20 protein-coding genes are annotated in these 22,969 nt (G+C 47.0%); 17 read left to right on the top strand and 3 right to left on the bottom strand.

Translation table 11 applies throughout. The features are described 5' to 3' along the window. The first annotated feature begins 81 nt into the window (after positions 1–81). The 4 genes from LRL21_RS39235 to LRL21_RS39220 all read left to right on the top strand — a co-directional run bounded on the left by LRL21_RS39235 (position 82) and on the right by LRL21_RS39220 (position 5,591). On the top strand, positions 82–1,074 hold the full coding sequence (locus tag LRL21_RS39235; RefSeq protein ID WP_240421242.1) for an ABC transporter permease: 993 nt from the start codon (positions 82–84) through the stop codon (positions 1,072–1,074). Positions 1,075–1,101: 27 nt separating this feature from the next. Continuing rightward, the gene (locus LRL21_RS39230; RefSeq protein WP_240421241.1) at positions 1,102–2,025 is read left to right on the top strand and encodes a carbohydrate ABC transporter permease; all 924 of its coding nucleotides are present in this window, start codon (positions 1,102–1,104) and stop codon (positions 2,023–2,025) included. A gap of 79 nt (positions 2,026–2,104) precedes the next feature. Next, positions 2,105–3,739, top strand: coding sequence for an extracellular solute-binding protein (locus LRL21_RS39225; RefSeq protein ID WP_240421240.1), 1,635 nt, complete (start codon positions 2,105–2,107; stop codon positions 3,737–3,739). Between the two features lie 115 nt (positions 3,740–3,854). Further along, positions 3,855–5,591 carry a hypothetical protein gene (locus LRL21_RS39220; RefSeq protein WP_240421239.1) on the top strand — a complete coding sequence of 579 codons (1,737 nt, stop codon included), beginning with the start codon at positions 3,855–3,857 and terminating at the stop codon, positions 5,589–5,591. 48 nt (positions 5,592–5,639) lie between these two features. Here the strand turns inward: LRL21_RS39220 and LRL21_RS39215 are convergent, their stop codons facing one another. Further along, complete coding sequence (locus tag LRL21_RS39215; protein ID WP_240421238.1) at positions 5,640–6,557, bottom strand: LysR family transcriptional regulator; 918 nt, start codon at positions 6,555–6,557, stop codon at positions 5,640–5,642. Between the two features lie 255 nt (positions 6,558–6,812). Here LRL21_RS39215 and LRL21_RS39210 point away from each other — a divergent pair, with 255 nt between their 5' ends. From LRL21_RS39210 to LRL21_RS39185, 6 genes are all read left to right on the top strand, one after another. Next, complete coding sequence (locus tag LRL21_RS39210; RefSeq protein WP_240421237.1) at positions 6,813–7,697, top strand: carbohydrate ABC transporter permease; 885 nt, start codon at positions 6,813–6,815, stop codon at positions 7,695–7,697. A 19-nt stretch (positions 7,698–7,716) separates the two neighbouring features. Then, positions 7,717–8,616 (top strand): carbohydrate ABC transporter permease, encoded by a 900-nt coding sequence (locus LRL21_RS39205; RefSeq protein ID WP_240421236.1) that lies wholly within the window; start codon positions 7,717–7,719, stop codon positions 8,614–8,616. 79 nt (positions 8,617–8,695) lie between these two features. After that, a complete protein-coding gene (locus tag LRL21_RS39200) occupies positions 8,696–9,961 on the top strand; it encodes an ABC transporter substrate-binding protein (protein ID WP_240421235.1) in 1,266 nt (421 codons plus the stop codon). A 29-nt stretch (positions 9,962–9,990) separates the two neighbouring features. Continuing rightward, on the top strand, positions 9,991–10,707 hold the full coding sequence (locus LRL21_RS39195; protein ID WP_240421234.1) for a glycerophosphodiester phosphodiesterase: 717 nt from the start codon (positions 9,991–9,993) through the stop codon (positions 10,705–10,707). A 314-nt stretch (positions 10,708–11,021) separates the two neighbouring features. Then, positions 11,022–11,510: a DinB family protein gene (locus tag LRL21_RS39190; RefSeq protein WP_240421233.1), complete on the top strand. Its 489-nt coding sequence runs from the start codon at positions 11,022–11,024 to the stop codon at positions 11,508–11,510. Between the two features lie 122 nt (positions 11,511–11,632). Continuing rightward, complete coding sequence (locus LRL21_RS39185; RefSeq protein ID WP_240421232.1) at positions 11,633–12,397, top strand: SDR family oxidoreductase; 765 nt, start codon at positions 11,633–11,635, stop codon at positions 12,395–12,397. A 269-nt stretch (positions 12,398–12,666) separates the two neighbouring features. Here LRL21_RS39185 and LRL21_RS39180 read toward each other — a convergent pair whose 3' ends face one another. Both LRL21_RS39180 and LRL21_RS39175 read right to left on the bottom strand, forming a co-directional pair. Continuing rightward, on the bottom strand, positions 12,667–13,410 hold the full coding sequence (locus LRL21_RS39180; protein WP_240421231.1) for a sulfite exporter TauE/SafE family protein: 744 nt from the start codon (positions 13,408–13,410) through the stop codon (positions 12,667–12,669). Between the two features lie 322 nt (positions 13,411–13,732). Next, entirely contained in the window at positions 13,733–14,152 is a 420-nt protein-coding gene (locus LRL21_RS39175) for an AraC family transcriptional regulator (protein ID WP_338044740.1), read from the bottom strand. Between the two features lie 166 nt (positions 14,153–14,318). Here LRL21_RS39175 and LRL21_RS39170 point away from each other — a divergent pair, with 166 nt between their 5' ends. From LRL21_RS39170 to LRL21_RS39140, 7 genes are all read left to right on the top strand, one after another. Then, positions 14,319–15,107, top strand: coding sequence for a nucleotidyltransferase domain-containing protein (locus LRL21_RS39170; protein ID WP_240421229.1), 789 nt, complete (start codon positions 14,319–14,321; stop codon positions 15,105–15,107). Positions 15,108–15,185: 78 nt separating this feature from the next. Beyond that, positions 15,186–15,938: an SDR family NAD(P)-dependent oxidoreductase gene (locus LRL21_RS39165; RefSeq protein WP_240421228.1), complete on the top strand. Its 753-nt coding sequence runs from the start codon at positions 15,186–15,188 to the stop codon at positions 15,936–15,938. 187 nt (positions 15,939–16,125) lie between these two features. Further along, positions 16,126–17,118, top strand: coding sequence for a sugar ABC transporter substrate-binding protein (locus LRL21_RS39160; RefSeq protein WP_240421227.1), 993 nt, complete (start codon positions 16,126–16,128; stop codon positions 17,116–17,118). Then, on the top strand, positions 17,099–18,556 hold the full coding sequence (locus LRL21_RS39155; protein ID WP_240421226.1) for a sensor histidine kinase: 1,458 nt from the start codon (positions 17,099–17,101) through the stop codon (positions 18,554–18,556). Before LRL21_RS39160 ends, LRL21_RS39155 begins: the two co-directional genes overlap by 20 nt. Further along, the gene (locus LRL21_RS39150) at positions 18,553–20,142 is read left to right on the top strand and encodes a response regulator (RefSeq protein WP_240421225.1); all 1,590 of its coding nucleotides are present in this window, start codon (positions 18,553–18,555) and stop codon (positions 20,140–20,142) included. Before LRL21_RS39155 ends, LRL21_RS39150 begins: the two co-directional genes overlap by 4 nt. A gap of 130 nt (positions 20,143–20,272) precedes the next feature. Further along, positions 20,273–21,367 (top strand): D-xylose ABC transporter substrate-binding protein, encoded by a 1,095-nt coding sequence (xylF, locus tag LRL21_RS39145; protein WP_420832552.1) that lies wholly within the window; start codon positions 20,273–20,275, stop codon positions 21,365–21,367. Positions 21,368–21,437: 70 nt separating this feature from the next. Continuing rightward, positions 21,438–22,967 (top strand): xylose ABC transporter ATP-binding protein, encoded by a 1,530-nt coding sequence (locus tag LRL21_RS39140; RefSeq protein ID WP_240421223.1) that lies wholly within the window; start codon positions 21,438–21,440, stop codon positions 22,965–22,967. Positions 22,968–22,969 lie beyond the last annotated feature (2 nt).

Below are 22,969 nucleotides of genomic sequence, written 5' to 3'. Positions count from 1 at the left end.
TATACTTCAATTACTAACAACGAAGCGAATCAACCCCCACTGAAAGCGTTGCCAGAAAGTGATAACCAATACCAGAAGAGTATGACATCCAAGCGGGGTTGTGCAGAAAGGAGAGACGATATGGAGGTTCACACTGCGACCATCCGTGAAAGGGAGGTCAGCAAAAAATCGAGTCCTGCCTTTCGGGAGTGGAAAAAAAACTATGATTTGTATTTGCTTCTCCTGCCGGCTGTAGCCTTTTTTATCATTTTTTCCTACATTCCGATGGTGGGGCTGATCATTGCTTTTAAGGATTACAATATTTTTCAAGGAGTGTTCGGCAGTGAATGGGCCGGTTTGGATAATTTCAGGGAAATGTTCTCGATTCCCGAGTTTTGGCAAATGATCCGTAACACCCTGCTGCTTAATGTGCTCGGTCTGGTGGTCGGATTTCCGGCTCCTATCCTGCTCGCGCTGATGCTGAATGAAATCCGCTCCAAATATTTTAAAAACATTTCGCAGGCACTGCTCTATCTGCCGCACTTTATGTCCTGGATCGTACTGGGAGGGATCATCTATGCCGTGCTTTCTCCGAAATACGGAATCGTCAATGCGATAATCCGCTGGCTTGGTTTTGAGGAAATTTATTTTATGGCTGATAAAGGCTGGTGGGTCGTTGTATACACCCTGGCTGCGGTCTGGCAGAGCGCCGGATGGGGCACAATCATTTACCTGGCGGCGATGACGGCCATTGATCCTTCGCTATATGAAGCAGCTTCTATTGATGGGGCAGGACGTCTGCGCAAGATCGTCAGCGTCACCATACCAAGTATTATGCCAACGATTATTATTTTGTTTATTCTGGCGATTGGGCATATGGTAAGCATCGGGATTGAGCAGCCGCTTGCATTGGGCAACCCGGTAGTCAATGAAATATCCGAGGTGATCAGTACGTATGTGTTTGCCGTAGGGATCAAGCAGGGGGAGTTCGGTTTGACGACGGCTGTCGGTTTGGTGCAGTCGGTCATCAACCTGACACTGATTCTTACAGCCAATTACTGGGCGAGAAGAGCGGGAGGCGAAGGACTGTGGTAAACTGCAGACAAGAAGGGAAAAAGCTGCATGGCTGACACTCAAAGCACAACGGCCGGACAAAGGTCCAGGCGGCGCCCTTATCCAATCGGTGATATTTGCTTTAACGCGATCCTTTACAGTACATTGACTTTTTTCACCTTCCTGTGCCTGTTCCCGTTTTTGAACACGCTGGCCAACGCTTTCAGCAGCAACCAGGCCATTCAGACGGGTCAGGTCGTACTGTGGCCGATAGGCTGGCAGCTGGATGCGATGAAATCGATTATAACGGACGTTACGATTATTCGCTCGCTGTTCATTACGATCTATATTACCGTACTGGGAACGGCGCTCAATTTATTGTTTACGGTCGTTACTGCTTACCCGCTGTCCCGGCGTGATTTAAAGGGGCGGGCGGTGTTCATGAATTTCATGATTATCACGATGCTGTTCAGCGGGGGAATGATTCCAACCTTCCTGCTTGTGAAAAACATGGGTATGCTCAACTCGCTGTGGGCGTTGATGATACCTGGATTGATCAGTGCATTTAATGTCATTATAATGAAGAGTTTTTTTCAAAGCTTGCCCGACGAGCTGAGAGAAGCTGCCATTATGGATGGCTGCGGCAATATCCGCTACCTGATCCGGATTGTGCTTCCCTTGTCTGGTGCAACGCTTGCAACCATCGGATTATTTTATGCGGTAGGCAACTGGAATGCATACTTCAACGCTGTTCTGTACATCGATAATCCCGATCTTCATACGCTTCAGGTCAAGCTGCGCAATATTTTGCTGTTATCGCAGATGGACACGTCACTGGAAACGATGCAGCTGCAGCAGAGCAAGTTGAGCATCATTCAGGAGTCGCTGAAGGCATCGGTCATTATTTTCGCTACGGTTCCGATTCTGATTGTGTACCCGTTCCTGCAAAAGTATTTTGTCAAAGGCTCATTATTAGGATCAGTAAAAGGCTAAAGTTGTATACGATGCGGGAGGCTGCCTGCAGCGCCTGACTTCATATAAATCTGTGACAGACAACAAGGAGGAAACGACTTTGAAAGCAACATTGAACAGGGGACTTAAGCTTTCTATGGCAGCTATGCTGATTCCAAGCCTGCTGATCGGCTGTACGGGAGGTGCCAATCCAAGCGACTCCACGGCAGCTGCCGGCGATGCCAAAAAAGCGGCCGATCCGGTTAAATTAGAGAAAGTCCGGGTATCGCTCTGGGATCGTTCCAACTCGCCAAGCGGTGAAAAGCTGACCGATTCATTGCTGGTCAAATGGATCAAGGAGAATGCCAAAAAAGAAGGTCTGGACGTGGAGTATGTCACACTGCCAAGGTCTCAGGAAAGTGAGAAGAACAGCACCTGGATGGCTTCCGGTGAATCGCCGGATATCCTGATCACGTACGATTTGAATGCAATGTTCAAATGGGCCGAGCAGGGTGGCTTGTGGGAATTGGATACCCTGCTCGATAAATACGGACCCGACATCAAGAAGCTGATCAAGCCTGCACTGGATTCCGCGGGTACGTACAAAGGCAAGCGTTACGCCATACCGGCTATGCGGATGAGCACGGCGGTCGGTCCCTCCATGAAAATCCGTCAGGACTGGCTTGACAAGCTGAATATGAAAGCGCCTACGACGCTCGATGAGCTGTATACGGTATTGAAAGCGTTTAAGGAAAAGGACCCCGGCGGCGTAGGAAAAGACAACGTGGTGCCTTGGGCGATTCCGGCGATTAATCAAGGGATGAAAGCTTTCTTCTACGGTCCGATGTGGGGCGCGGGCGTTGCGATGGACGGTCCGAAAACCGAGGTGTATATGCCGACAGGCAACTATACCGATGGTGTGTTCCATTCCGCGGTTGATCTTCCCGAGGGCAAAGCGTTCTTCGCCTTTATGAATAAGCTGTACCGGGAGGGCCTGTTGTCCAAGGAGTTCGTGACCGACGTTAACTCCCAGCAGTATCAACAGCATTATACGTCAGGAACAGCGGGCTTTATTGATTCCAATAATCCGGTTTGGGAAATGACTGTGGAGACGAGAAAGACGGTACCGACTGCTACCTGGGTAACGGTGGAGCCGTTCAAGAGACCGAATGGTACCCAGCTAACCTCGCTTGAGTCGCAGTTCGGGCTGCTTAATCTGATTCCAAAGTCAACGAAAAATCCGGAAGCGGCCGTCAAGTTCCTGAACTTCCTCGCCAAAAACGTCGCGATCGTGCAGAGCGGCCTGGAAGGCACACATTATAAAGTCGATAACGGCGTGCGTACCGTGATCGATCCGGCCAAAAACGTCAAGGAGATCGATTGGTATTTCAATGACCTGAATCTGCTGACTCAAGGTTATATGGGACCTCCTACGAAGGAGCAGATTTTGCAAATCAATGCGGCTGATCCGAAGAAGGAAGAGATCGCCAAGCTGATGGACCCTTACTATCGCATGTTCGAAAAATATGGAAAAAGTTATCCGGTTTTCGATACACAGCGTAAGGTGGCCGAGAAAAACGGTGTGAACATCACCAAATATTTGTACGAGAAATTGTCCAAGGTGATTATCGTTCCGAACTTTGACCAGGAGTGGGATGCTCTCGTAGCCGGTTGGGAGAAAAATGGCGGTCGTGAGTATGACAAGGAAGTTACCGAGAACCTAAAGAACATCAACTGGAAAACAACCAATAAATAAAAAACAAGCAGGCTGCAGCTATACAAAAAAATGGAGATTTACTAAATGATACAGAGGAGGAGGAAGAAGGAGCTTGTTCTCCTTTCCTCCTCTGTATATTTATGGGAGCTACAGGTTGAGCGATAACGAGCTGAAGGAGAGAATAGGAATGAACGGTACCCCTTATAACAGTACTGCCGAGATCAGAGAATTGATTGATCTGCAGGATCATAGATTGGATGAGGAATTGGCCAGATTTCGCGATGAGCAGGTGCATGGGAGGAGGCTCAGCTCACAGGGACTTGAGCTGGGCAGATTGGCGCTGATGCTTCCATTATACTGCCAGCCGGATTCGCGGTATTACCACAACAGCGAGCTGCTTGCGATACTTCATGAGCTGGCTTCGGCATTTCTTGCGATCCAGCTGCCAAGCGGATCGGTGTCGTTGTACAACTGCAATATTGATTCACCGCCGGATACCGCGTTTACTTCTCATCTGGTCGCTTTGCTGGTAGAGCTGGGAAGGCGTTTCGGCGGTGCGGAGACGGCGGCAATTACGGAGACTCTTGAGTTGTTTATGGAAAGGGCGCAGGGCAGCATGCTGTACGGAGGCATCCATACACCGAACCATCGCTGGGTGCATGCCTCTGCGCTTGCCAAAATGCATGAGCTGTTCGGCGGGACGGCATTCCGGGACCGCGCTTTTCAGTTTCTGAATGAAGGTCTCGATATTACCGAATATGGAGAATGGACGGAACGCAGTAATGCGATATACAACGCTATCTGCGCTTATTATTTGCATACAGTCGGACGGACGTTCGATTACGAGCCTGCCTTTGAAGCCGCTCAAAGCACCTTGGTCATGATGAGCTATCTGCTTCATCCGGGCGACACCATTGCGACCGAATACTCGGGGCGTCAGGATCTCGGTCAGGTGGCGAAGCTGGATGACCGTTTTTATGTTGCCTGCCATTTGATGGCAGCACGCAGCAAGGACCCGATACTGGCAGCGTTGGCCCGCACCGCCGACCGGACGTCGTCGAAGGGTTCACTGGGTTTAATTCACTGGATGCTGGAGCCGGAGCTGATGGAGCTGCCGGGTGACGATACGCCTTTGTCCGACAGCTATACGGTATTGTTCGGGGAAAACAATGTGGTACGGGTACCGGACCGTGTGCCCTATCTTGGTCCCGTTGTGAAGCACCCACATGGAGCATCCGTACTGCGCCATCGCAGGGGCAAGCTGAGCGTGACAGTGATGGCAGGCCAGCCGGAAATGATGTATATCCAGTACGGCCAAGCGAGAATGCCGGCATTGAAATTGGGTGTCGGCTGGTTCGGTATCGGAGCGGCTGCGTTCCCGGGTATCCGCAAGCTTGCGGAGGATACGTACAGAATGGAAGTTGAGCTGGAGGGTTGTTATTTCCAGCCGCTTGCTGAAGAGCATACGAGAGATGCCAAAGGGATGTATGTGAAGTTGCCGAATCATCTGCGTGAGCGCACCGATATTCTCCATCTCCGCATTGGTATCGAGGTTAAGCTGCTAGACGATGGTGTTGATGTGCGCATCATCTCGGAGGAGAGAGCCGGCATCTACCTGCAGGCCATCTGCATGTTTGATGCACATGGACAGCTGCAGGGTGAAGGCCTTGAGCATACGGCGCCTTCCATACAGCGCTTGACTGAGGGGGCTGCCGTATACAGCTGCGGTGAAGACCACATTCGCATTGAAGAGGGTGCTTTGGAGCACTTCGAAGTTTCCATGCGCAATGATGTTATCAATAAGGAAGCACTTAATTTGACTATGAACTGGGTCACGCCAGCCGATCGTTTACTCCGATTCCGATTTTTTTCGGAGCCTGAACTGCACTGAACCACAGCGAACCAAATAAGGATGCTCTCCATGATTCATTCCGGGCGTTTAGTCTCTGAGGAACGAATTTTTGGCGACGCGTATAAAATTGTTGGCGGTAGTCGAGAGACTCCGTCCTTTTTTATGTGCTACCACATAGCTGCGAGTCGTATTTTCAGCCAATATACGGCAATAAGTAGGCTGCTCATCAACCGTTGATGATCCAATCAAAATTTCAGGGACGAAGCCTACCCCCATTCCAGTGGCCACCAAGGAATTGATCGTATCCCAGTTCATCGTTTCGAATACGATATGTGGCGTGAAGCCAGCCTCATTACAGAGGCGATGTCCCATCGGTGTGAACTTTTGCTCTGTTTTAAGAAAAATAAACGGCTGGTGCTTGGCCAACCGCAAATCAATAAAAGGCAAACCAACGGACATGGCAGGCGTCAAATAAGCGTTAAGCTCATTGTTTTTCGGAATGGCAAATAAAATTTGCTCCTGATAAATATGCTGATACTCGATCTCCTTATAGGCAAAAGGAAGAGGAATCATGCAAAAATCGACCTCATCGTTAATGATCAGCTGCTCCAGTGTAGCGGAATGCTTCTCCATAATGTCTAATTTGACCGAAGGGTACTGTCTGCTGAAGGCAGGTATGATCCTCGGTAGGTAGTGGTAGCTATAAAATGGAGAAATGCCAATGCGCAGGTTTTCCTCTCGCGTGTTGGCTATTGCTGATATTTCCTGGGTTAATCGCTCGCTTTTGTTCATAATTTCGCTTCCCTCTTTAATAAACACCTCTCCGGCTTTTGTCAGCTTGACCGTATTGTTTTCCCGAAAAAATAGAGGGGTTCCCAGCTCCTGCTCCAGTTTTTTGATGCATTGGCTCAAGGCTGGTTGGCTGATCGAAAGCTGTTGAGCAGCTTTGGAGAAGCTCAGCTCTTTGGCTACAGTGAGTGCATACTGAATGTCACGTAATTGCAAAAAGGTTCACCATCCTTATAATTTTTAATTATAGGTTTATTATATAAAATTATTTAATAGAGATCAAGAATCGATATTTACATCATTTTTCAAGTTAATATATGGTAATATTTGCTTTAAATATCATATATAGTATTATTATAGATCGAAAAAGACTGAATTTCCGTTTTACAAAACGTTAACTTGATCTGTATCTATAATCACTTATAATAAAAATATATAAGGAAAGTCATTAAAACGATGTGAGGTGATGCTATGACAGTCAGGAAGCGAAGCGAGAATACGGCGGGATATGTACTGTTACTTCCTTCCCTGCTCATTTTGTTAGTGTTTGTAATCATTCCCATTTTTTATAGTGCAGGCTTAAGCTTACTCTCGTGGGACATGATGAGGCCGATGCCCGAGTTTATAGGATTAGATAATTATGTGAGCTTATTTCAAAACAAAAGCTTCTACAACTCGTTATTTCGAACGCTGCTTTACACGATCATGACAGTCCCAATTTCCATGCTGCTTTCGCTTGGATTCGCATTATTGCTCGACAAGGGACTTCGTCTGGCACTATCGGTATACCGTTCGTTGTTCTTTGCCCCTATTGTCACGTCCACTGTAGCGATTTCTGTTGTATGGATGTTTATTTATCACCCTGACTACGGCATGGCCAATGCGGCTATGAAATGGCTGGGACTGGAGCCCTTGCGCTGGTTGAACGATACCAAGACGGCGTTAATTTCTTTGGCCATCATGGCAATCTGGAAGCACATCGGGTTTTGTGTCGTTATTTACTTGGCTGGACTACAAGGGATTCCAACAGATGTGGAGGAAGCGGCCAAAATGGACGGTGCAGGTCCACTGCGAATCATGCTAAGCATTAAGCTTCCATTACTGACGCCAACAATCTTTTTTCTGCTTATTTATTTGACGATTGAGCAGCTTCAGACCTTCACGCAAATCGACGTTATGACCAAGGGAGGTCCAGCCGGAAGCACAGAGCTTGTGGTCATGCACCTGTGGAATTATGCGTTTGAGCGCTTCCAGATGGGATATGCCTCAGCCATTGCCATGGTATTACTCGGCATCATTCTCTTGCTGACTTGGGTGCAAATGAGATTAGTCGGCCGCAAAGTGCATTATCAATAAATGACGGAGGCGTAAACAATTGGATCATTCAACCAAGCTAGTAAGCCGTGTCTCTCCTCAAGGTCATCAGATTAAAAGCTTGCAAAATTCATCAACGATGATTAAACAAGCCGCATCCATTCTGAAGCATCTATTGCTGATCAGTGCGTCACTTGTGATGGCATTTCCATTCATCTGGATGGTGATCAGCTCGCTGAAGATGCCGGATGAAATATTTGGCGGAGGGCTGTTAAGCATGCCGAGCTCCTTACGCTGGAGCAATTATTTGCAAGCTTGGCAAAGTGCGCCTTTCGACCGTTTTTTTATGAATAGCGTGTTGGTTTCCGTCTGTACGGTTGCGGGTCAGGTAATTACGTGCAGCATGGCCGCCTATGCATTTGCATGTGTTGATTTCAAAGGCAAGCAAGGCTGGTTTCTCCTATTCATTGCTACAACGATGATTCCCTTCGAATCGACGATGATTCCATCCTATTTGGTGGTCAAGTCTTTGGGGCTTATCAATACGCACCTGGCGCTTATTATACCGAGCTTGACGAGTGTGTTTGGCATCTTTTTGCTAAGGCAATTTTTCCTTACAATTCCTAGAGATTTGCTTGATGCGGCCAAAATCGATGGATGCTCCCATTTCACAACCTTATTCCGGATTGTGCTGCCCTTATCGCAAACCATTTTAGCTACCGTCAGTCTGTTTGCTTTTATTAATTCGTGGAACAGCTATTTGTGGCCACTGCTCGTGACGAATACGACGCAGATGCGTACGGTGCAAATTGGTCTTAGATATATGATCGATAAGGAGCTCGGAACGCAATGGCCGCAGCTGCTCGCTGCCTCTACTTTTGTCATCCTGCCGATTCTGGTGTTGTTCTTGTTTCTGCAAAAATATTTTGTTCGTGGTATCGTCACGAGCGGATTGAAGTAACCCATCAGGTAGCTTGTCGTTTCTATTGAATCCTAATTGAAGCTAATTTAATCATACAATAAATGAGGAGATGAACAAGATGAAGAAGAAAGTATTAGTGACGATGACAGCTTTATTAGCTATTCTATCTGGTTGTGGAGAGCAGCAGGGGAGCACCAGCACTCAGGAGACTGCAAAAGGGGCAGTTGCAAGCGGACCGATTACGCTTAAGCTGTGGTCTACGGAAAAGGATCTATTGAAAGGCTACATGGATGCATTCCAAACGGCTAACCCCAATATTAAGATCGAAGTTGAATTCATGGGTGATTATGATGAAATGGCCAAAAAGGTTCAGGCAGGTATCGTATCCAACAGTCTGCCTAATGTCGTTCAACTGGGTCAAAGACATGCGATTCCGCAAATCGCGGACAGCGGGAAGTTATTGCCAATCGAAAGCTTTATGTCCAAGGAAGAGGTCGCACAAATTTTGCCTGGATTTTGGCAGCGGTACACGTATAAGGACAAGAAATGGGTCATACCGTTCCAGAGCAGCACTCCGGTCATGTATTACAACAAAACAATGTTGGATAAACAGGGCTTAAAGGTGCCTGATACGTGGGATGAACTGATCGAAGCGGGGAAAAAGGTGAGCGGCAATGGCGAATGGGGGCTGAACTTAAATAGCGACAGCCCGTGGTATTTCCAACCCATGGTATGGAATCGTGGAGGGCAATTGATCAAGGCAGACGGTACGCCTAATGTGAACAGCAAAGAGGTTGTAGAAACGCTGAAATCGATTCAAGATGCTGTACATACGTCCAAGATCATGCCGCAAAATCAAATTAAAACATCAGGTGAGGATTTTGCAGCGGGCAAGCTGGCTATGTTGTTCCGCTCAGGCGCATCACTTGCTGCTTTGAAAAAGCAGATTGGCAATAAGTTTGAAATCGGAGTCGCGTATTTGCCAAAGGTCAATCAACGCTGGGTACCGATCGGAGGCAACGGTCTGGGTATTTTCAAATCGGATAAGGCTCATGAGGAAGCGTCATGGAAATTAGTGTCCTTTTTGACAAGTCCGGAGATCACAGCTCAAAACTCCATGAGCACCGGATATATTCCTGTCAACAAAGCGGCCTACGAATTGCCTGATTTCAAGCAGCACTTGACGAAGGATTCGAACTTTAAAGTGACCATTGATCAAACCCAATTTTTACGCGCAGAAGGTATCCACCCAGCCGACGCACTCATTTGGTCGGGTATTGTTAATGCGATTGAAACAGTGCACAATGATGCCAAGGCTGATCCACAAAAGGTTATGGACGCTTTGCAAGCTGAAGTTATCAATTATATGAAATCATATAAATAAAAGTCAAAGGTGTGAATGAATCCATGATTATGAATATTGCTCACAGGGGAGCGTCGCATAACGCGCCGGAAAATACATTGGCAGCCTTTTACAAAGGATTGGAAATGGGAGCCAATGGCTTGGAAACCGATCTTAGAAAGTCCAAGGACGGTGTTATTGTTTTACATCACGATGAATTGCTGAATCGTACAACCAACGGGACGGGACGTGTTTCCGATTATACGTGGAAGCAGCTGCAGCAGTTGGATGCAGGCTCCTGGTTTTCAGATAAGTATGTTGGGGAACGGTTAATCAGTTTGGACACATTTTTGTATGCTTTTGGCAATAAGCCCATCCACCTGGCGTTGGAGCTGAAAGAATCCGGGCTTGAAGAAGAACTCATCGATGGATTAAAAAGACACGATCTCATTGATAAGGTAACGATTACCTCGTTTGATTTTGAGAATTTGCAAGCCGTTCGGCAATTGCATGGTTCGATTCGGTTAGGACATTTGGTTCGTCATTGGGATGAGGATCATCTGGCACTATTGAAGGAGTATGGGGTTATCCAGCTGTGCCCCCAGGCAGATACCGTGACTCTGGAAGGAGTCAGCTTGTTGAAGCAGCACGGCTTTGAGGTTCGGGCCTGGAAAGTAGCCGATGATGCACTAATGAAGCATTGTCTCGAATGTGGCGTGGATGGCATGACGGTTAATTTTCCTAATCAATTAAACGAAGCTCTTCAATCCAATGTGTACCCTTCATGATCGCTTGCTGTAACGAAGAGGGTTCACGGTAGTTGAGATGTGGCACGTAGTAAGCAATTATTCAATTCATAGTTAATATCCAAGGGCTGCCATGTGGTAGTCCTTTTTCTCCGCTAAAGGTACTGTGGACCTTCTTAACTTATCCATCGGGTGTAACCATATAAAAGACCACTTGTCAGCCCTCAAGGCTGACGGAATGTCTCTACTCCTCGAACACCGACTTTCTCGATTACCGCAATCCGTAAGAAACGTTCACGCGCATGGCGTGATAGGATTGAGGTGATGAACGGCCTTGGCCAGAGGAGGATATGATTATGAACGTTATTGAGGATTGGAGCGGTGAATTGAAAAGGGAAGCCGAATCGACACGGTCGCTTCTCGAAAGGCTCCCGGAAGACAAATTCTCTTGGAGACCGCACCCGAGATCGATGTCTTTAGGACAGCTCGCCCTACACGCTGCGGGAGTGCCCGGAGGGCTGGCTCTATTGCTGGACGAGGCGGTCAGCGAAGTTCCGGTCGTTCCGCTGCCAGAGCCGACCACCCGGCAAGAACTGCTCGAAGCGCTGGAATGGAGCGTGTCTCTCGCCGAGAGCAAGCTTCGGGAATGGGGAGAAGATGGGCTAAGGGAAACCTGGAAGCTCGTTAGCAGGGGGGAGACCGTCTTGGAAGCGCCCCGGATCGACATGGTGCGCACGCTGATGTTCAATCACGTTTATCATCATCGGGGTCAGTTGACGGTCTATCTCCGACTGCTCGGAATACCGGTTCCAGGGATGTACGGCCCCAGCGCGGACGAACAATAACGATGCTTAAGTGAATGACTCTAAATTAAATCTGGGTTCTACGAATAAGAAAGCAACATTACAAAATTTACCTTGTGTTATAACTATCGTGTACGTATTAGACACAAGAGGAGATTAAAATTATGACTGGATTGAAGGGTAAAGTTGCTTTGGTTACGGGTGCAAGCCGCGGGATTGGACGTGCCATTGCGACACGTTTAGCGCAAGAAGGTGCGTTAGTAGCTGTCCATTATGGCACGAACCGTGAAGCTGCAGAAGAAGTAGTACATGATATCGAGCAGAATGGAGGGGCTGCATTCGCGATTGGTACGAAACTTGGTTCTTCAGAAAGCATACAGACACTTTATAAGACATTGGATGAATTATTGAAAGAAAGTACAGGTGATATTCACTTCGATATACTAGTGAACAATGCAGGGATCGCCCTGGTAGCCCCGATTGAGGATACTACGGAAGACGCATTCGATAAAATCATGGAAATCAATGTAAAGATGCCATTTTTCCTGACTCAACAAGCTTTGCCACGTTTACGAGATGGAGGTCGAATTATTAACTTGTCATCCTCTATTACAAGGATTTCCCTGCCTGCCATTCCCGCATACAGTATGACCAAGGGGGCAATCAACACACTCACGCTCGCGTTATCCAACCAACTCGGCCCACGTGGAATTACAATCAATGCCATCCAACCTGGATTCGTTGCCACGGATATGAATGCTGCAATGCTGCAAGATCCTGCCTCACAACAATTTGGTGCTGATTTTTCTATCTTTGGAAGATGGGGCCAACCAGAAGATGTCGCGGATATAGCTGCTTTTCTGGCTTCTCCCGACAGTCGATGGGTAACCGGGCAATTGATCGATGCCAGTGGGGGCTCTCATTTGTAAAGTCATCTGGCCTGCCATTCTCAGCAATTTACAAAGTCTCCTTGAAACAGGAATGGCCTTTCGGCCTTTTAGTTTCACTTTGGTTTAGGCTAAACCTCTGGAAACGTCACAGAAGAAAGACTAAAAGTGCAAAAGCATTTCAAGAAGCTGAGACTGCGGCTGCTTTGTTTACGCGAGTGGAGAGTGCTAATAAGGAGGCCATTAAGTGATTAAAGGTCTGTATGAAGCACACTTGCCCGTTAGCGGTTGCGATGAAGCTGGTGTAAAGGTCAAGGCAACAATAATAAAATTCCGAGTACGATGATAATAATAAATAAGTAACGTTCGAATTTTCCAGCTGGAATTCGCTTGTTCAAATAAACACCGAGTGCAGTAGCTATGAGAATGGCTGGTAAAGAATAAGCATAATAAATTAAGGAGTCAAATGTCCATAACCCGCCGAGTGCATGTCCTGTAACAACAAGAACGCCAGATAGAAGAAAATGAGCTTGCAATGTTCCTCGAAAACGATCTGGATTCCATCGGCGTAATGTACCGTAGACAACGACCGGCACACCATTAAAATTATAAGCGCTGCCAAGAGCTCCTGAGGCAAATCCGAATGGTAATACCCATCCGCGATCGTTAAGTAATGGACGTTCGATGGCCCGAGAGAGAATCTTCTTAATTAAAGAGTAACATCCAAAAGCAATCAGAAAAATACCAAGTCCAAACGTAATCACGTTTGCAGGAGTAAGATGAAGCAAAACAAGGCCGAAGGGGATTCCGATTACCGTAGAAACTGCTAGTCGGATCAGGACAGGGCGTTCAACATGACGCCATCCGCTGAAAACAGTGAGTAAAGCAACGGTTAGTCCCGCTAACCCAATTAGAGAAACCGAGGTTTGCAAAGTGATCGGAAGCAGTGCAAGCAAAGGCATGCTCACTATAGCTTCCCCGAAGCCAAACATGGATTTCATCAAGGCACCAACAAAAACCGCAACGACCACCAGCACAATAAGTGTAGTTGTCATTGTACAATACCTTCAAAGAAATTAAATTTTATATTTGCCTGTTTTAAAATCCTTGTGTGGGAGCCGAAACTTCGCATAGTAACACCTTCTTTGTTTGTTTTACATCATATTAACATGTGTTAAATGCATTTAAAACATGCATTTTAACGCACGTAACAAGATGTTTAATCGTTCAAAAACAAACAAACAAGGACCTGTACATAATTGATGATAAAATGCATTAAAACTGAAATTTGGGGGTGTGAGACGGATATGATGTAACTGGTTAGTTTAATGAACAAGGAGCAGCAGCTGCTCCTTGTTTTTGTTAAGCTCAGCAATCTTATAACCGTTTTACCGACACACATATTTCGCAAAAGTTTTGGTTAACCATTTCACCAGTGTATTTTTCTAAAATCGGTTTGTTGTCAATATGATATCCTCTGCTGTGTAAAGCTGGTACAATTTCAGCCCATGCTTTTTGAATATCCTCTACTGTATGTTTGACTTTGCAAATAACATATTCTCCGCCAGAAAGTTCACTTTCGTGAATTGAATCATCAATTTGATCATCATTCGTAATGACGATGCATGCATCATATCTACAGTTTTCAGGAAGTGTTGTTTGCGGGTTATCTTGTGGAATTCCGAATAAAATTGCCGATTCAGTCAGTAATTTTTTCTCACCCGCCCATCTTTTTAACTTATCCATTGCTTGAATATTCGTAAAACCATACGGACCAATTTGTCGGACATATGCAATAGTACCTCCTCATCTATTCATTCCCTGCAAAATAATCAGACGATGTCAGAGGGCAATGGAAACTTTCTTTATAGTCGTCATACTTGTGCCATGTTCGCTTAGCCTATTATCAGCGATGATAGAAACAGAAGCGACACAACGTGCAGGATGAAGGAGGTAGTGCTATATGACCGATTATCAGCGACTTATTAAGGAAGAGTTACAACAAATTGAACGGGATGAGCAAGTTCGGATTTTGTATGCATGTGAATCGGGTAGTCGTGCGTGGGGCTTTCCTTCACAGGACAGTGATTACGACGTCAGATTTATATATATCCGACCGATAGAGTGGTATTTGTCCATTGTCGATAAACGGGATGTTATTGAGCGTCCAATCAACAATATGTTGGATATTAACGGCTGGGATTTGAAGAAAGCCTTGAAGCTGTTTCGCAAATCGAATCCGCCGCTGCTGGAATGGCTGCAGTCACCGATGGTTTATATGGAAAATTATTCGGTTGCTAAACAAATCCGCGGCATTTCTCCAACAACCTTCTCGCCGCATTCGTGCATGCATCATTATCTGCATATGGCGAAGGGGAATTACCGGGAATATTTGCAGGGAGATCAGGTGAAAATTAAAAAATATTTTTATGTACTGCGGCCGATCCTGGCATGTGAGTGGATTGAGAAGTACAAAACTATGCCGCCTATCGAGTTTCATTTACTGGTAGAAGGCTTAGTACCAGAGGGCAGTGAGCTGAAGGGCATTATTCAAGATCTGCTGGTTCGGAAAATGGCTGGTGATGAGATGGATTACGAAGCAAGAATTCATCCGATTAACGAGTTTTTGGAAGATAGAATCAATTACTACGACAGGACGGCATCCCATATGCCTTCTGCTGAGGGTGGTCTGACTGCTCGGCTTGACGAACTATTCCGATCGGCACTCCAGGAAGTTTGGTTTATTGCATAGAAACTTACCCAATAGTGGAAATTACCTGTATGGCTGAAGCTGAAAAGCCTGTTTGAATTGAAAAAAGGAGATGCCGATATGGGGATTCTGCAGGGTAAAGTAGCTATTGTGACAGGTGCTGGAAGCGGGATGGGACGCGAGGAAGCACTTCTTCTTGCTGGGGAAGGAGCTCAAATTGTAGCTACCGATATTAATGCTGCCTCCGTACAAGCTGTTGTGAAGGAGATTGAAGCAATTGGTGGACAAGCGATTGCTTATGCGCATAATGTTGCAATGGAGGACGAGTGGATCAAGGTCGTAGCCGGAACTATGGAGACATACGGCAGACTGGATGTGCTCGTTAATAATGCGGGGATTTCCTTGGCTACTGGGTTGTTAGAGACGACGATTGAACAATGGGATAAGGTTATGAACATCAACTTGAAGAGCACCTTCCTCGGGATGAAACACGTTATTCCACATATGCAGGCCAACAATGGGGGCTCCATTATTAATATTTCTTCCATTGCAGGTCTTACAGGAAGCAGCGGGGCAGGCGCTTACACAGCTTCCAAAGGCGGAGTTCGCATGCTATCCAAAGCCGCTGCTGTTGATTATGGCAAGGATAACATTCGGGTCAACTCGGTACACCCGGGCTTTATTGAGACGCCGATGAGCTCCGATTTTGTACATAACGAGCAGATGCTGAAGTGGTTTTTGTCTCAGACAGCCCTCCCAAGAGTAGGACAAGCTTCTGAAGTGGCGGCAGCGGTGTTATTCCTGGCCTCTGATGCGTCTTCCTATATTACAGGTATCGAATTACCAGTTGATGGTGGCGTTACGGCAAAGTAATCCAGGAACTGCACATCCATATAACAAGCCTGAGCTGAGATCTTCGCGATCTCGTTCAGGCTTGTTTGGCTGTCAGGCTGAAAGAACATACTGCATCTCACACATCGGGATGATGAGAATAACCCTTCCCAATCCATTAAGGATGCACTATATTTAGTAATACATGGAATAAATAGGAGGTTGCTATGTGCGCAAATGGCTCGGTTTCATTTTAAGCATCACATGTATCGCCACGACGCTAGTTTTTACTGTGTATTATGCTTATCAATTTTATATGGCCAACCAAACCGACGAGTTTCAAAGCACAGAAGCTCCTGACACCAAATACAGGTTAATGTTTATCGCTACCGAGCAGAATGCGCCCTCCAGGGGACGCGTTCAGGAAAGAGCCTTGGAAGAAGCGAAGAAGCAGGGAGCTTCGATCCAATTTCGCAACGCGGTGCGGCCGAACGAGGATGAAATTATGAAGCAGATGGAGGTCGGGATAGCGGCCAGAGTCGATGTTATGATCGTACAGGGGATGGACAGCCCGAGGTTTGTGCAAGTCGTGAATAAAGCCTCTGCTCTGGGAATAGCGGTCATTACTGTATTTACTGACTCCCCGTCCAGCCTGAGAAAAGTGTATGTTGGTGCAGACCATTTCATCGAGGGCAATCAAATGGCCGATACAGTGGCGAAGGCCGTTCATTATGAGGGAGCCGTTGGTATTTTGTATGACAGCAAAGATCACAGCTATCAAAGTGAACGGTTGAAGGGAATTGTACAAGCGCTATCCAGGTATCCGGCGATTCGTGTGGTGCAAGCGCAGTTCGAAGGAGACTCCCGAGATGGGTCCTATCGACGAACTAACGATTTGTTAAATGATGGCGAGCATCTGCGTGCGGTAGTCGGTCTAAGCTCGGAGTCCGTTGTTGGTTCTGTGCAAGCGCTTACCAATCGTGATCGGATTCAGGATTATTTTGTTGCTGCCTTTGATGATTCACCGGAAATTATGCATTTGATTTCTTCGAACAAAATTGACGGGGTGATGCTTCACGATGATGGTGATGTCGGACAAACCAGCGTTGCTCTAGCGTTGGAATGGCTGCGAGGCAAGAATCTGCCGCTGGAGCCTTACCATTATGTGACGAATCGGCTGTATACGAGTGAGGAGTTCATGCATGAAAACATTGCAAAGTAAAATGATCATGCTGACGGTCATTATTTTGGTATTTATGGCTGGACTGTGGCTGTTTCTTAACAATCAGCATCAGCTGACGATTGAAAAATATAATTCGATTCTGCAGCGCTATATGGCAATGAACGAGCTGACGAACTTGAGTACGGAAGCGGTCAAGCAGCTTAACGGGTATACCAATAACCCCAGTAAGGAAACAGAAGCCCGATTTAGCTACGCGGTCGAGAAGCTCGAAAGAAATTATGTTGAGCTGCCCGCGCTTATCAATTCGGGTAACATGACGACCTTGCTTAATTTCAAAAATATGATTGCGAGCCTGGTTGAGACGATGAAGCTCTCAGCCAAGGATACCGAGCGACAGGAGAAGAACTCGGCACTCACACGACTGGAGGAAGCGATCCAAATTAACAAATTCGTTCATGAGGAAATGCTTTCTTTGCTCAATGAGGAGTTGAATACATATAACGAATTTTATGTGCGTATGATTCGGCAGAGTGCGGATTTGCGCAAGCTTGGGTTCTGGAGCTTAGGTTTGGCCTCGGCCTTGTTATTTCTGTTTTCGTACCAGTTTGTCGGCAGTATTACCCGTCCTGTTCGAACGTTAGCGGCAGCAGCCCGGGAAATATCTGCGGGTAATTTTGATAAGCCTATAGAAATCAAAGGCAGGGATGAACTGTCCTTGCTTACTCTGACGATGAATCGCATGCGAATCAGTATCAAAAATTTGATTGAGGAAATGAGTATCAAAGCGCAGCTGGAAAAGGACTTACGGGATCATAAATTATTATTGAAGGAAAGCGAGCTGCGCAGCTTGCAAAATCAAATCAATCCGCATTTTTTATTCAACACACTGAACATGCTGACAAAAAAAGCATATTTGGAAGGCGCCGAGGAAACCAGCGAGCTGATTGCAAGCGTGTCCGGGCTTCTGCGCTACAATCTGCGAAGCTTGAAAGGAGTGGTGACGCTGAGGGAGGAGCTGCATGTCATCCAAGAATATTTGATCATACAGAAAGCCCGATTCGGTTCCAGGGTGGGGTATGAGCTGAAGCTGGATGAGTCGTGTTTTACGGTACCTATCCCTTGTATGACGCTGCAGCCCTTTGTTGAAAATGCGATCATCCATGCGATTGAACCGCTTGAGCAAGGAGGTATGATCCGAATCGAAGTAACTCGGCACAATGAGCAAGTGATCATCGAAATTGCCGACGATGGTGGCGGCATGAAGGAGGAGCAGATCGCTGCTTTCTTCCATTTTCGGGATCATGACCCGGAGGAGTCCGTCACGGTTGGGAAGACGACTGGCATTGGCATTCCCAATGTTATTCGCCGTCTCCAGTTGTATTGTGGGGCGGATGACGTCGTTCAAATTAGTAGTGATAAAGACAAAGGAACCGTCATTCGGCTGACTTTGCCGCAACAAGGAGGAAATAAGGGATGACTACATTTAAAATATTGATCGCAGACGATGAGGAGCTCGAACGTGAAGCGCTGAGCCGTATTTTAACGAAAGGTCTGAATGACATCGAAATCGTCGGGCTGGCTCACAACGGAAGAATGGCGGTGGAGCTGGCGGAGCAGCATCGGCCGGATGTGATTTTATTGGATATCAAGATGCCGGGCGTGGATGGACTGCAAGCGGCTCAGATCATCCGCAGCACCGATCGTGATGTGAAGATCATTATGGTTACAGCTTTTGATTCCTTCGATTATGCCCAACAAGCGCTCCGCCTGCAGGTGAGCGATTATATGCTGAAGCCCAGCAAGTCGTCGGTGATTTTGGAGACGGTCGGCCAGGTGCTGCAAGAGCTGGAGGGTGAGCGTGAGAATCGGCAGCGGCAGCTTCGTGTGGTGGAAAAGCTGGATAAGCTGCTGCCCGTACTGGAGGCGGATTATGTGACTCAGCTGCTGTATGACAGTGTTCATGAGTCGCATCTGCAGGAAATGATGTCATTGCTGGAATGGAAGGAGCAGGGCCCTGCCTTTGTCATGGTATGTACGATTCAGACGGAAGGCGATGACGCAAGCCTGCCTGCCGTATATAAATCGCTAACCGAATATTTCCGAACGACCTCAGATGGATGGGTTGGGAAGCTCAGCTTTAACCAGATGCCGATTATCGTTCTGGCCGATGTGCAGCAATCGTTCCGCGCGCAAAGCAACTCGCTCATTCGCAAATTACTTAATTACGTTAGCTGCTTTCGTGGTGTACGCGTATTTATCGGCGTTGGCAGCTGCTCAGAGTCTACTCACGATATTAGACAATCGTATCATGAGGCACTGTTAGCTTCCACGGATCTGTCGATTCCGACCCATTGTCGGCATTATTCCGATCTGCTGCAAGAGGATAATCGGTCGGCGCAACGTTCTTCGGAAACGGAAAAGGAGGTGCTGGAGCAAGCTCGACGAGGTCAATGGCACGAGGTAAACAGGCTCCTTCAGCAGTGGATCAATGGCTTTGAGGCAGAGGGCTGCCGATTGGTTGAAGCGCAGCAGCGGGTTCAAGACCTGCTCTTGATTTTGTCCCGATTTACCCTGGAGCTGGGTGCCAAGACGGAAAAGCCTTATTATGCCTTTCAAATTGTGAGCTATGCCCAGCTTCGGTCGGAGCTGCTTCGTATTGTGGGTGGAATCGTACGATCCGTCAAGGAGATGCAGACACAGGTGGAGCCCGACTTGATGCTCAAGGTCAAGGCCTATATTATCCAGCATGCGCAGCGGGAAATATCGCTTGATTTGATCGCGGAGCATGTCCAGGTCAGCCCTTTTTACATCAGCCGGCTGTTTAAGGAAACCTTCGGGACGAACTATGTGGATTTTTTGACGGAGTGCCGGATCGATAAGGCGAAGGGACTTATGTCTGATGAAGGTAAGAGCTTGAAGGAGATTGCCTATGAGGTAGGCTACCATGATCCGAATTACTTCAGCCGTGTGTTTAAAAGAACCGTGGGCCAATCACCGACTGATTATCGAAAAGATTTGCTCACGCGGCATCGCACGGTATCCCCTAACCATGAAAGCGTTTAAAAAAGTGAAGAAGATAACAAGATAGTGCAGATAATGACTCAACTTAAAGCGCTCTCCCCATGATAAATTCAAGTTGTAAGCAGGTTTAACAAACAAATAACTTTACAATTAGAGGGAGAGGTTCGAATTGATGAACAAATGGTTGAAAAAGAGCGGCATTGTGGGCTTGGCATTGACTTTTACCGTAGCTTTAACGGGCTGCACGACTGGAGAAACCAAGCCGGCGGCAGCAGTTGCCGATTCGAAGCCAGCCGCTACAGCTCCAGCCGCGGATAAGAAAGACAAGAAGATTGTTATCGGAATGTCGCTGGATACCTTGCAGGAAGAGCGTTGGCAGCGTGACCGCGATATGTTCGTAGCCAAGGCCAAGGAGCTTGGAGCGGAAGTTAACGTGCAGGCAGCCAACAGCGATGACGCCAAGCAAATCGCACAGGCGGAGAACTTGATCAGCCAAGGCGTAGATATTCTTGTGGTCGTTCCTCATAATGCAGAGGCAACAGCAGCCATTGTGCAAAAAGCACATGCAGCCAATATCAAGGTTATCTCATATGACCGATTGATCAAAAACTCGGATGTGGACCTTTACATTTCCTTTGATAATGAGCGCGTTGGCGAGATGCAGGCGAAAGCAATTATAGAAAAAGCGCCAAAAGGTAAATATGTGCTAATCGAAGGCTCAGAAACGGACAATAACGCACATTTATTCAAAAAAGGGCAAATGAACATTTTAAAGCCGCTGGTGGATAAAGGCGATATCAAAATTGTATACGAGCAATGGACCAAGGATTGGGGTCCGGCTAATGCACTGGCTAATATGGAAAATGCGCTGACAACGAACAAAAATGAAGTTGATGCGGTTGTTGCCGCCAACGACGGTACAGCAGGCGGAGTTATTCAAGCTTTGACAGCGCAAAAGCTGGCCGGTAAGATTCCGGTTTCCGGTCAAGATGCGGAGCTGGCAGCGATGCAGCGCATAGTTGAAGGTACGCAGTTAATGACCGTGTATAAGCCGCTGAAGAAGCTGGCGGATGAAGCTGCTACTGTTGCTGTGAAGATGGCTAAGGGCGAAAAGGTGGACGCTCCGAAAAAAGTGAATAATGCCAAAATCGATGTACCTTCTATCCTGCTCGATCCGGTAGCGGTGAACAAAGATAATGTGGATTCAACCGTCATTGCGGACGGCTTCCATAAGAAAGAAGACGTATACAAAAACGTTAAGAAATAAGCAGCGAGCCGAGAGGGCGGGGAATCCCGCCCTTTTTCTGAGAGGGAAACCGAGAAGGGGGAATAGTTACATGGAAACCATGGCCCTTGAGATGAAAACGATTACGAAGGAATTTCCGGGGGTTAAGGCACTGAATCAGGTTACGTTCAAGGTGAAAAAGGGTGAGGTGCACGCTTTGTGCGGGGAGAACGGAGCGGGCAAATCAACTTTAATGAAAGTGCTAAGCGGGTTGTATCCGGCTGGAACCTATGAAGGTGAAATTCTGGTCGACGGCGTCGTGCAGCGGTTCGGACATATTAAAGATGCGGAGAAAGCAGGCATTGCTATCATCTATCAGGAGCTTGCATTGGTGAAGAATCTGACCGTTGGTGAAAATCTGTTTCTAGGGAACGAGCCTTCCCGCTTCGGCATCATGGACTGGGATTATGTTTACCTCGAGACGGAAAGCTGGCTGCGTCAGGTAGGGTTAAGCGGCATCAAGCCGGATCGAATTACGGGGACGCTTGGCATTGGGCAGCAGCAGTTGATTGAAATAGCAAAAGCCTTATCCAAGAAGGCAAAAATCCTCATCCTCGATGAGCCGACAGCGGCACTGACCGAGAAGGAAGTTGCTATTTTGCTTGCCATTTTGAAAGAGTTCAAAAATCTGGGCGTTACCTGCATTTATATCTCACATAAATTAAATGAAGTATTCGAGATCGCGGATACGATTACCATACTGCGTGATGGACTGGCGATTGCTTCGCGGCCGACATCGGAATTGACTGAGGATAAAGTGATTTCACTTATGGTGGGACGGGAATTAAAAGAACGGTTTCCTCGTGTGGAGGCACAGCCGGGTACAACGATGCTGGCAGTGAAGGATTACACGGTATGGGACCCGAGTCAGCCGGGACGTAAAGTGATTGACAACATTTCTTTTGAATTAAAGCAGGGAGAAATTCTTGGCATCTCGGGTTTGGTCGGAGCCGGTCGCAGTGAATTGGTGCTGAGTCTGTTTGGAGCATATGAGGGAGCAAAGCAAGGTAGCGTTGCCATTGACGGCAAACCTGTAAATATTAGAAACACACAACAGGCCATAGAGCACGGAATGGCGCTAGTATCCGAGGATCGAAAAAAATATGGGCTGGTGCTGGATATGGATATTAAAAATAATATCAGCTTGTCCAGTTTACATAGCATTTCCGTTCGCGGAGTCATTCAGGAAAATCAGGAAATAGCCGTTGGTCAGGATTACATTCAACAGTTGAAAATAAAAGCGAATTCGGTAGAAACCGTTGTAGGTACATTAAGCGGCGGCAACCAGCAGAAGGTCGTTATTGGGAAATGGTTAATGACCAAGCCCAAAATTCTCATATTGGATGAACCGACGCGTGGGATCGATGTCGGCGCTAAGTTCGAAATTTATAACATTATGAATCAATTATTATCGCAGGGGGTGGCCATTATTATGATCTCATCCGAACTGCCTGAAGTTCTAGGGGTCAGTCACCGGATTTTGGTAATTTCGGAGGGCAAGAAGGCCGGTATATTCAACTATCAATCAGCAACTCAGGAGGTTATCATGGCGGCAGCAACAGGGGGAATCAAAAATGGCTAATT

Source organism: Paenibacillus periandrae, assembly GCF_022458865.1.
Lineage (GTDB): Bacteria > Bacillota > Bacilli > Paenibacillales > NBRC-103111 > Paenibacillus_S > Paenibacillus_S periandrae.
Note: the sequence above shows the minus strand (reverse complement) of the source record. Positions and strands in the feature narration are given on the sequence as shown.

Bases quoted from the DNA above. Each gene is read 5' to 3' on its own strand.
- LRL21_RS39235 (WP_240421242.1), top strand. From the start codon at position 82: ATGACATCCAAGCGGGGTTGTGCAGAAAGGAGAGACGATATGGAGGTT.
- LRL21_RS39230 (WP_240421241.1), top strand. From the start codon at position 1,102: ATGGCTGACACTCAAAGCACAACGGCCGGACAAAGGTCCAGGCGGCGC.
- LRL21_RS39210 (WP_240421237.1), top strand. From the start codon at position 6,813: ATGACAGTCAGGAAGCGAAGCGAGAATACGGCGGGATATGTACTGTTA.
- LRL21_RS39200 (WP_240421235.1), top strand. From the start codon at position 8,696: ATGAAGAAGAAAGTATTAGTGACGATGACAGCTTTATTAGCTATTCTA.
- LRL21_RS39195 (WP_240421234.1), top strand. From the start codon at position 9,991: ATGAATATTGCTCACAGGGGAGCGTCGCATAACGCGCCGGAAAATACA.
- LRL21_RS39190 (WP_240421233.1), top strand. From the start codon at position 11,022: ATGAACGTTATTGAGGATTGGAGCGGTGAATTGAAAAGGGAAGCCGAA.
- LRL21_RS39185 (WP_240421232.1), top strand. From the start codon at position 11,633: ATGACTGGATTGAAGGGTAAAGTTGCTTTGGTTACGGGTGCAAGCCGC.
- LRL21_RS39180 (WP_240421231.1), bottom strand. From the start codon at position 13,410: ATGACAACTACACTTATTGTGCTGGTGGTCGTTGCGGTTTTTGTTGGT.
- LRL21_RS39170 (WP_240421229.1), top strand. From the start codon at position 14,319: ATGACCGATTATCAGCGACTTATTAAGGAAGAGTTACAACAAATTGAA.
- LRL21_RS39165 (WP_240421228.1), top strand. From the start codon at position 15,186: ATGGGGATTCTGCAGGGTAAAGTAGCTATTGTGACAGGTGCTGGAAGC.
- LRL21_RS39155 (WP_240421226.1), top strand. From the start codon at position 17,099: ATGAAAACATTGCAAAGTAAAATGATCATGCTGACGGTCATTATTTTG.
- LRL21_RS39150 (WP_240421225.1), top strand. From the start codon at position 18,553: ATGACTACATTTAAAATATTGATCGCAGACGATGAGGAGCTCGAACGT.
- xylF (WP_420832552.1), top strand. From the start codon at position 20,273: ATGAACAAATGGTTGAAAAAGAGCGGCATTGTGGGCTTGGCATTGACT.
- LRL21_RS39140 (WP_240421223.1), top strand. From the start codon at position 21,438: ATGGAAACCATGGCCCTTGAGATGAAAACGATTACGAAGGAATTTCCG.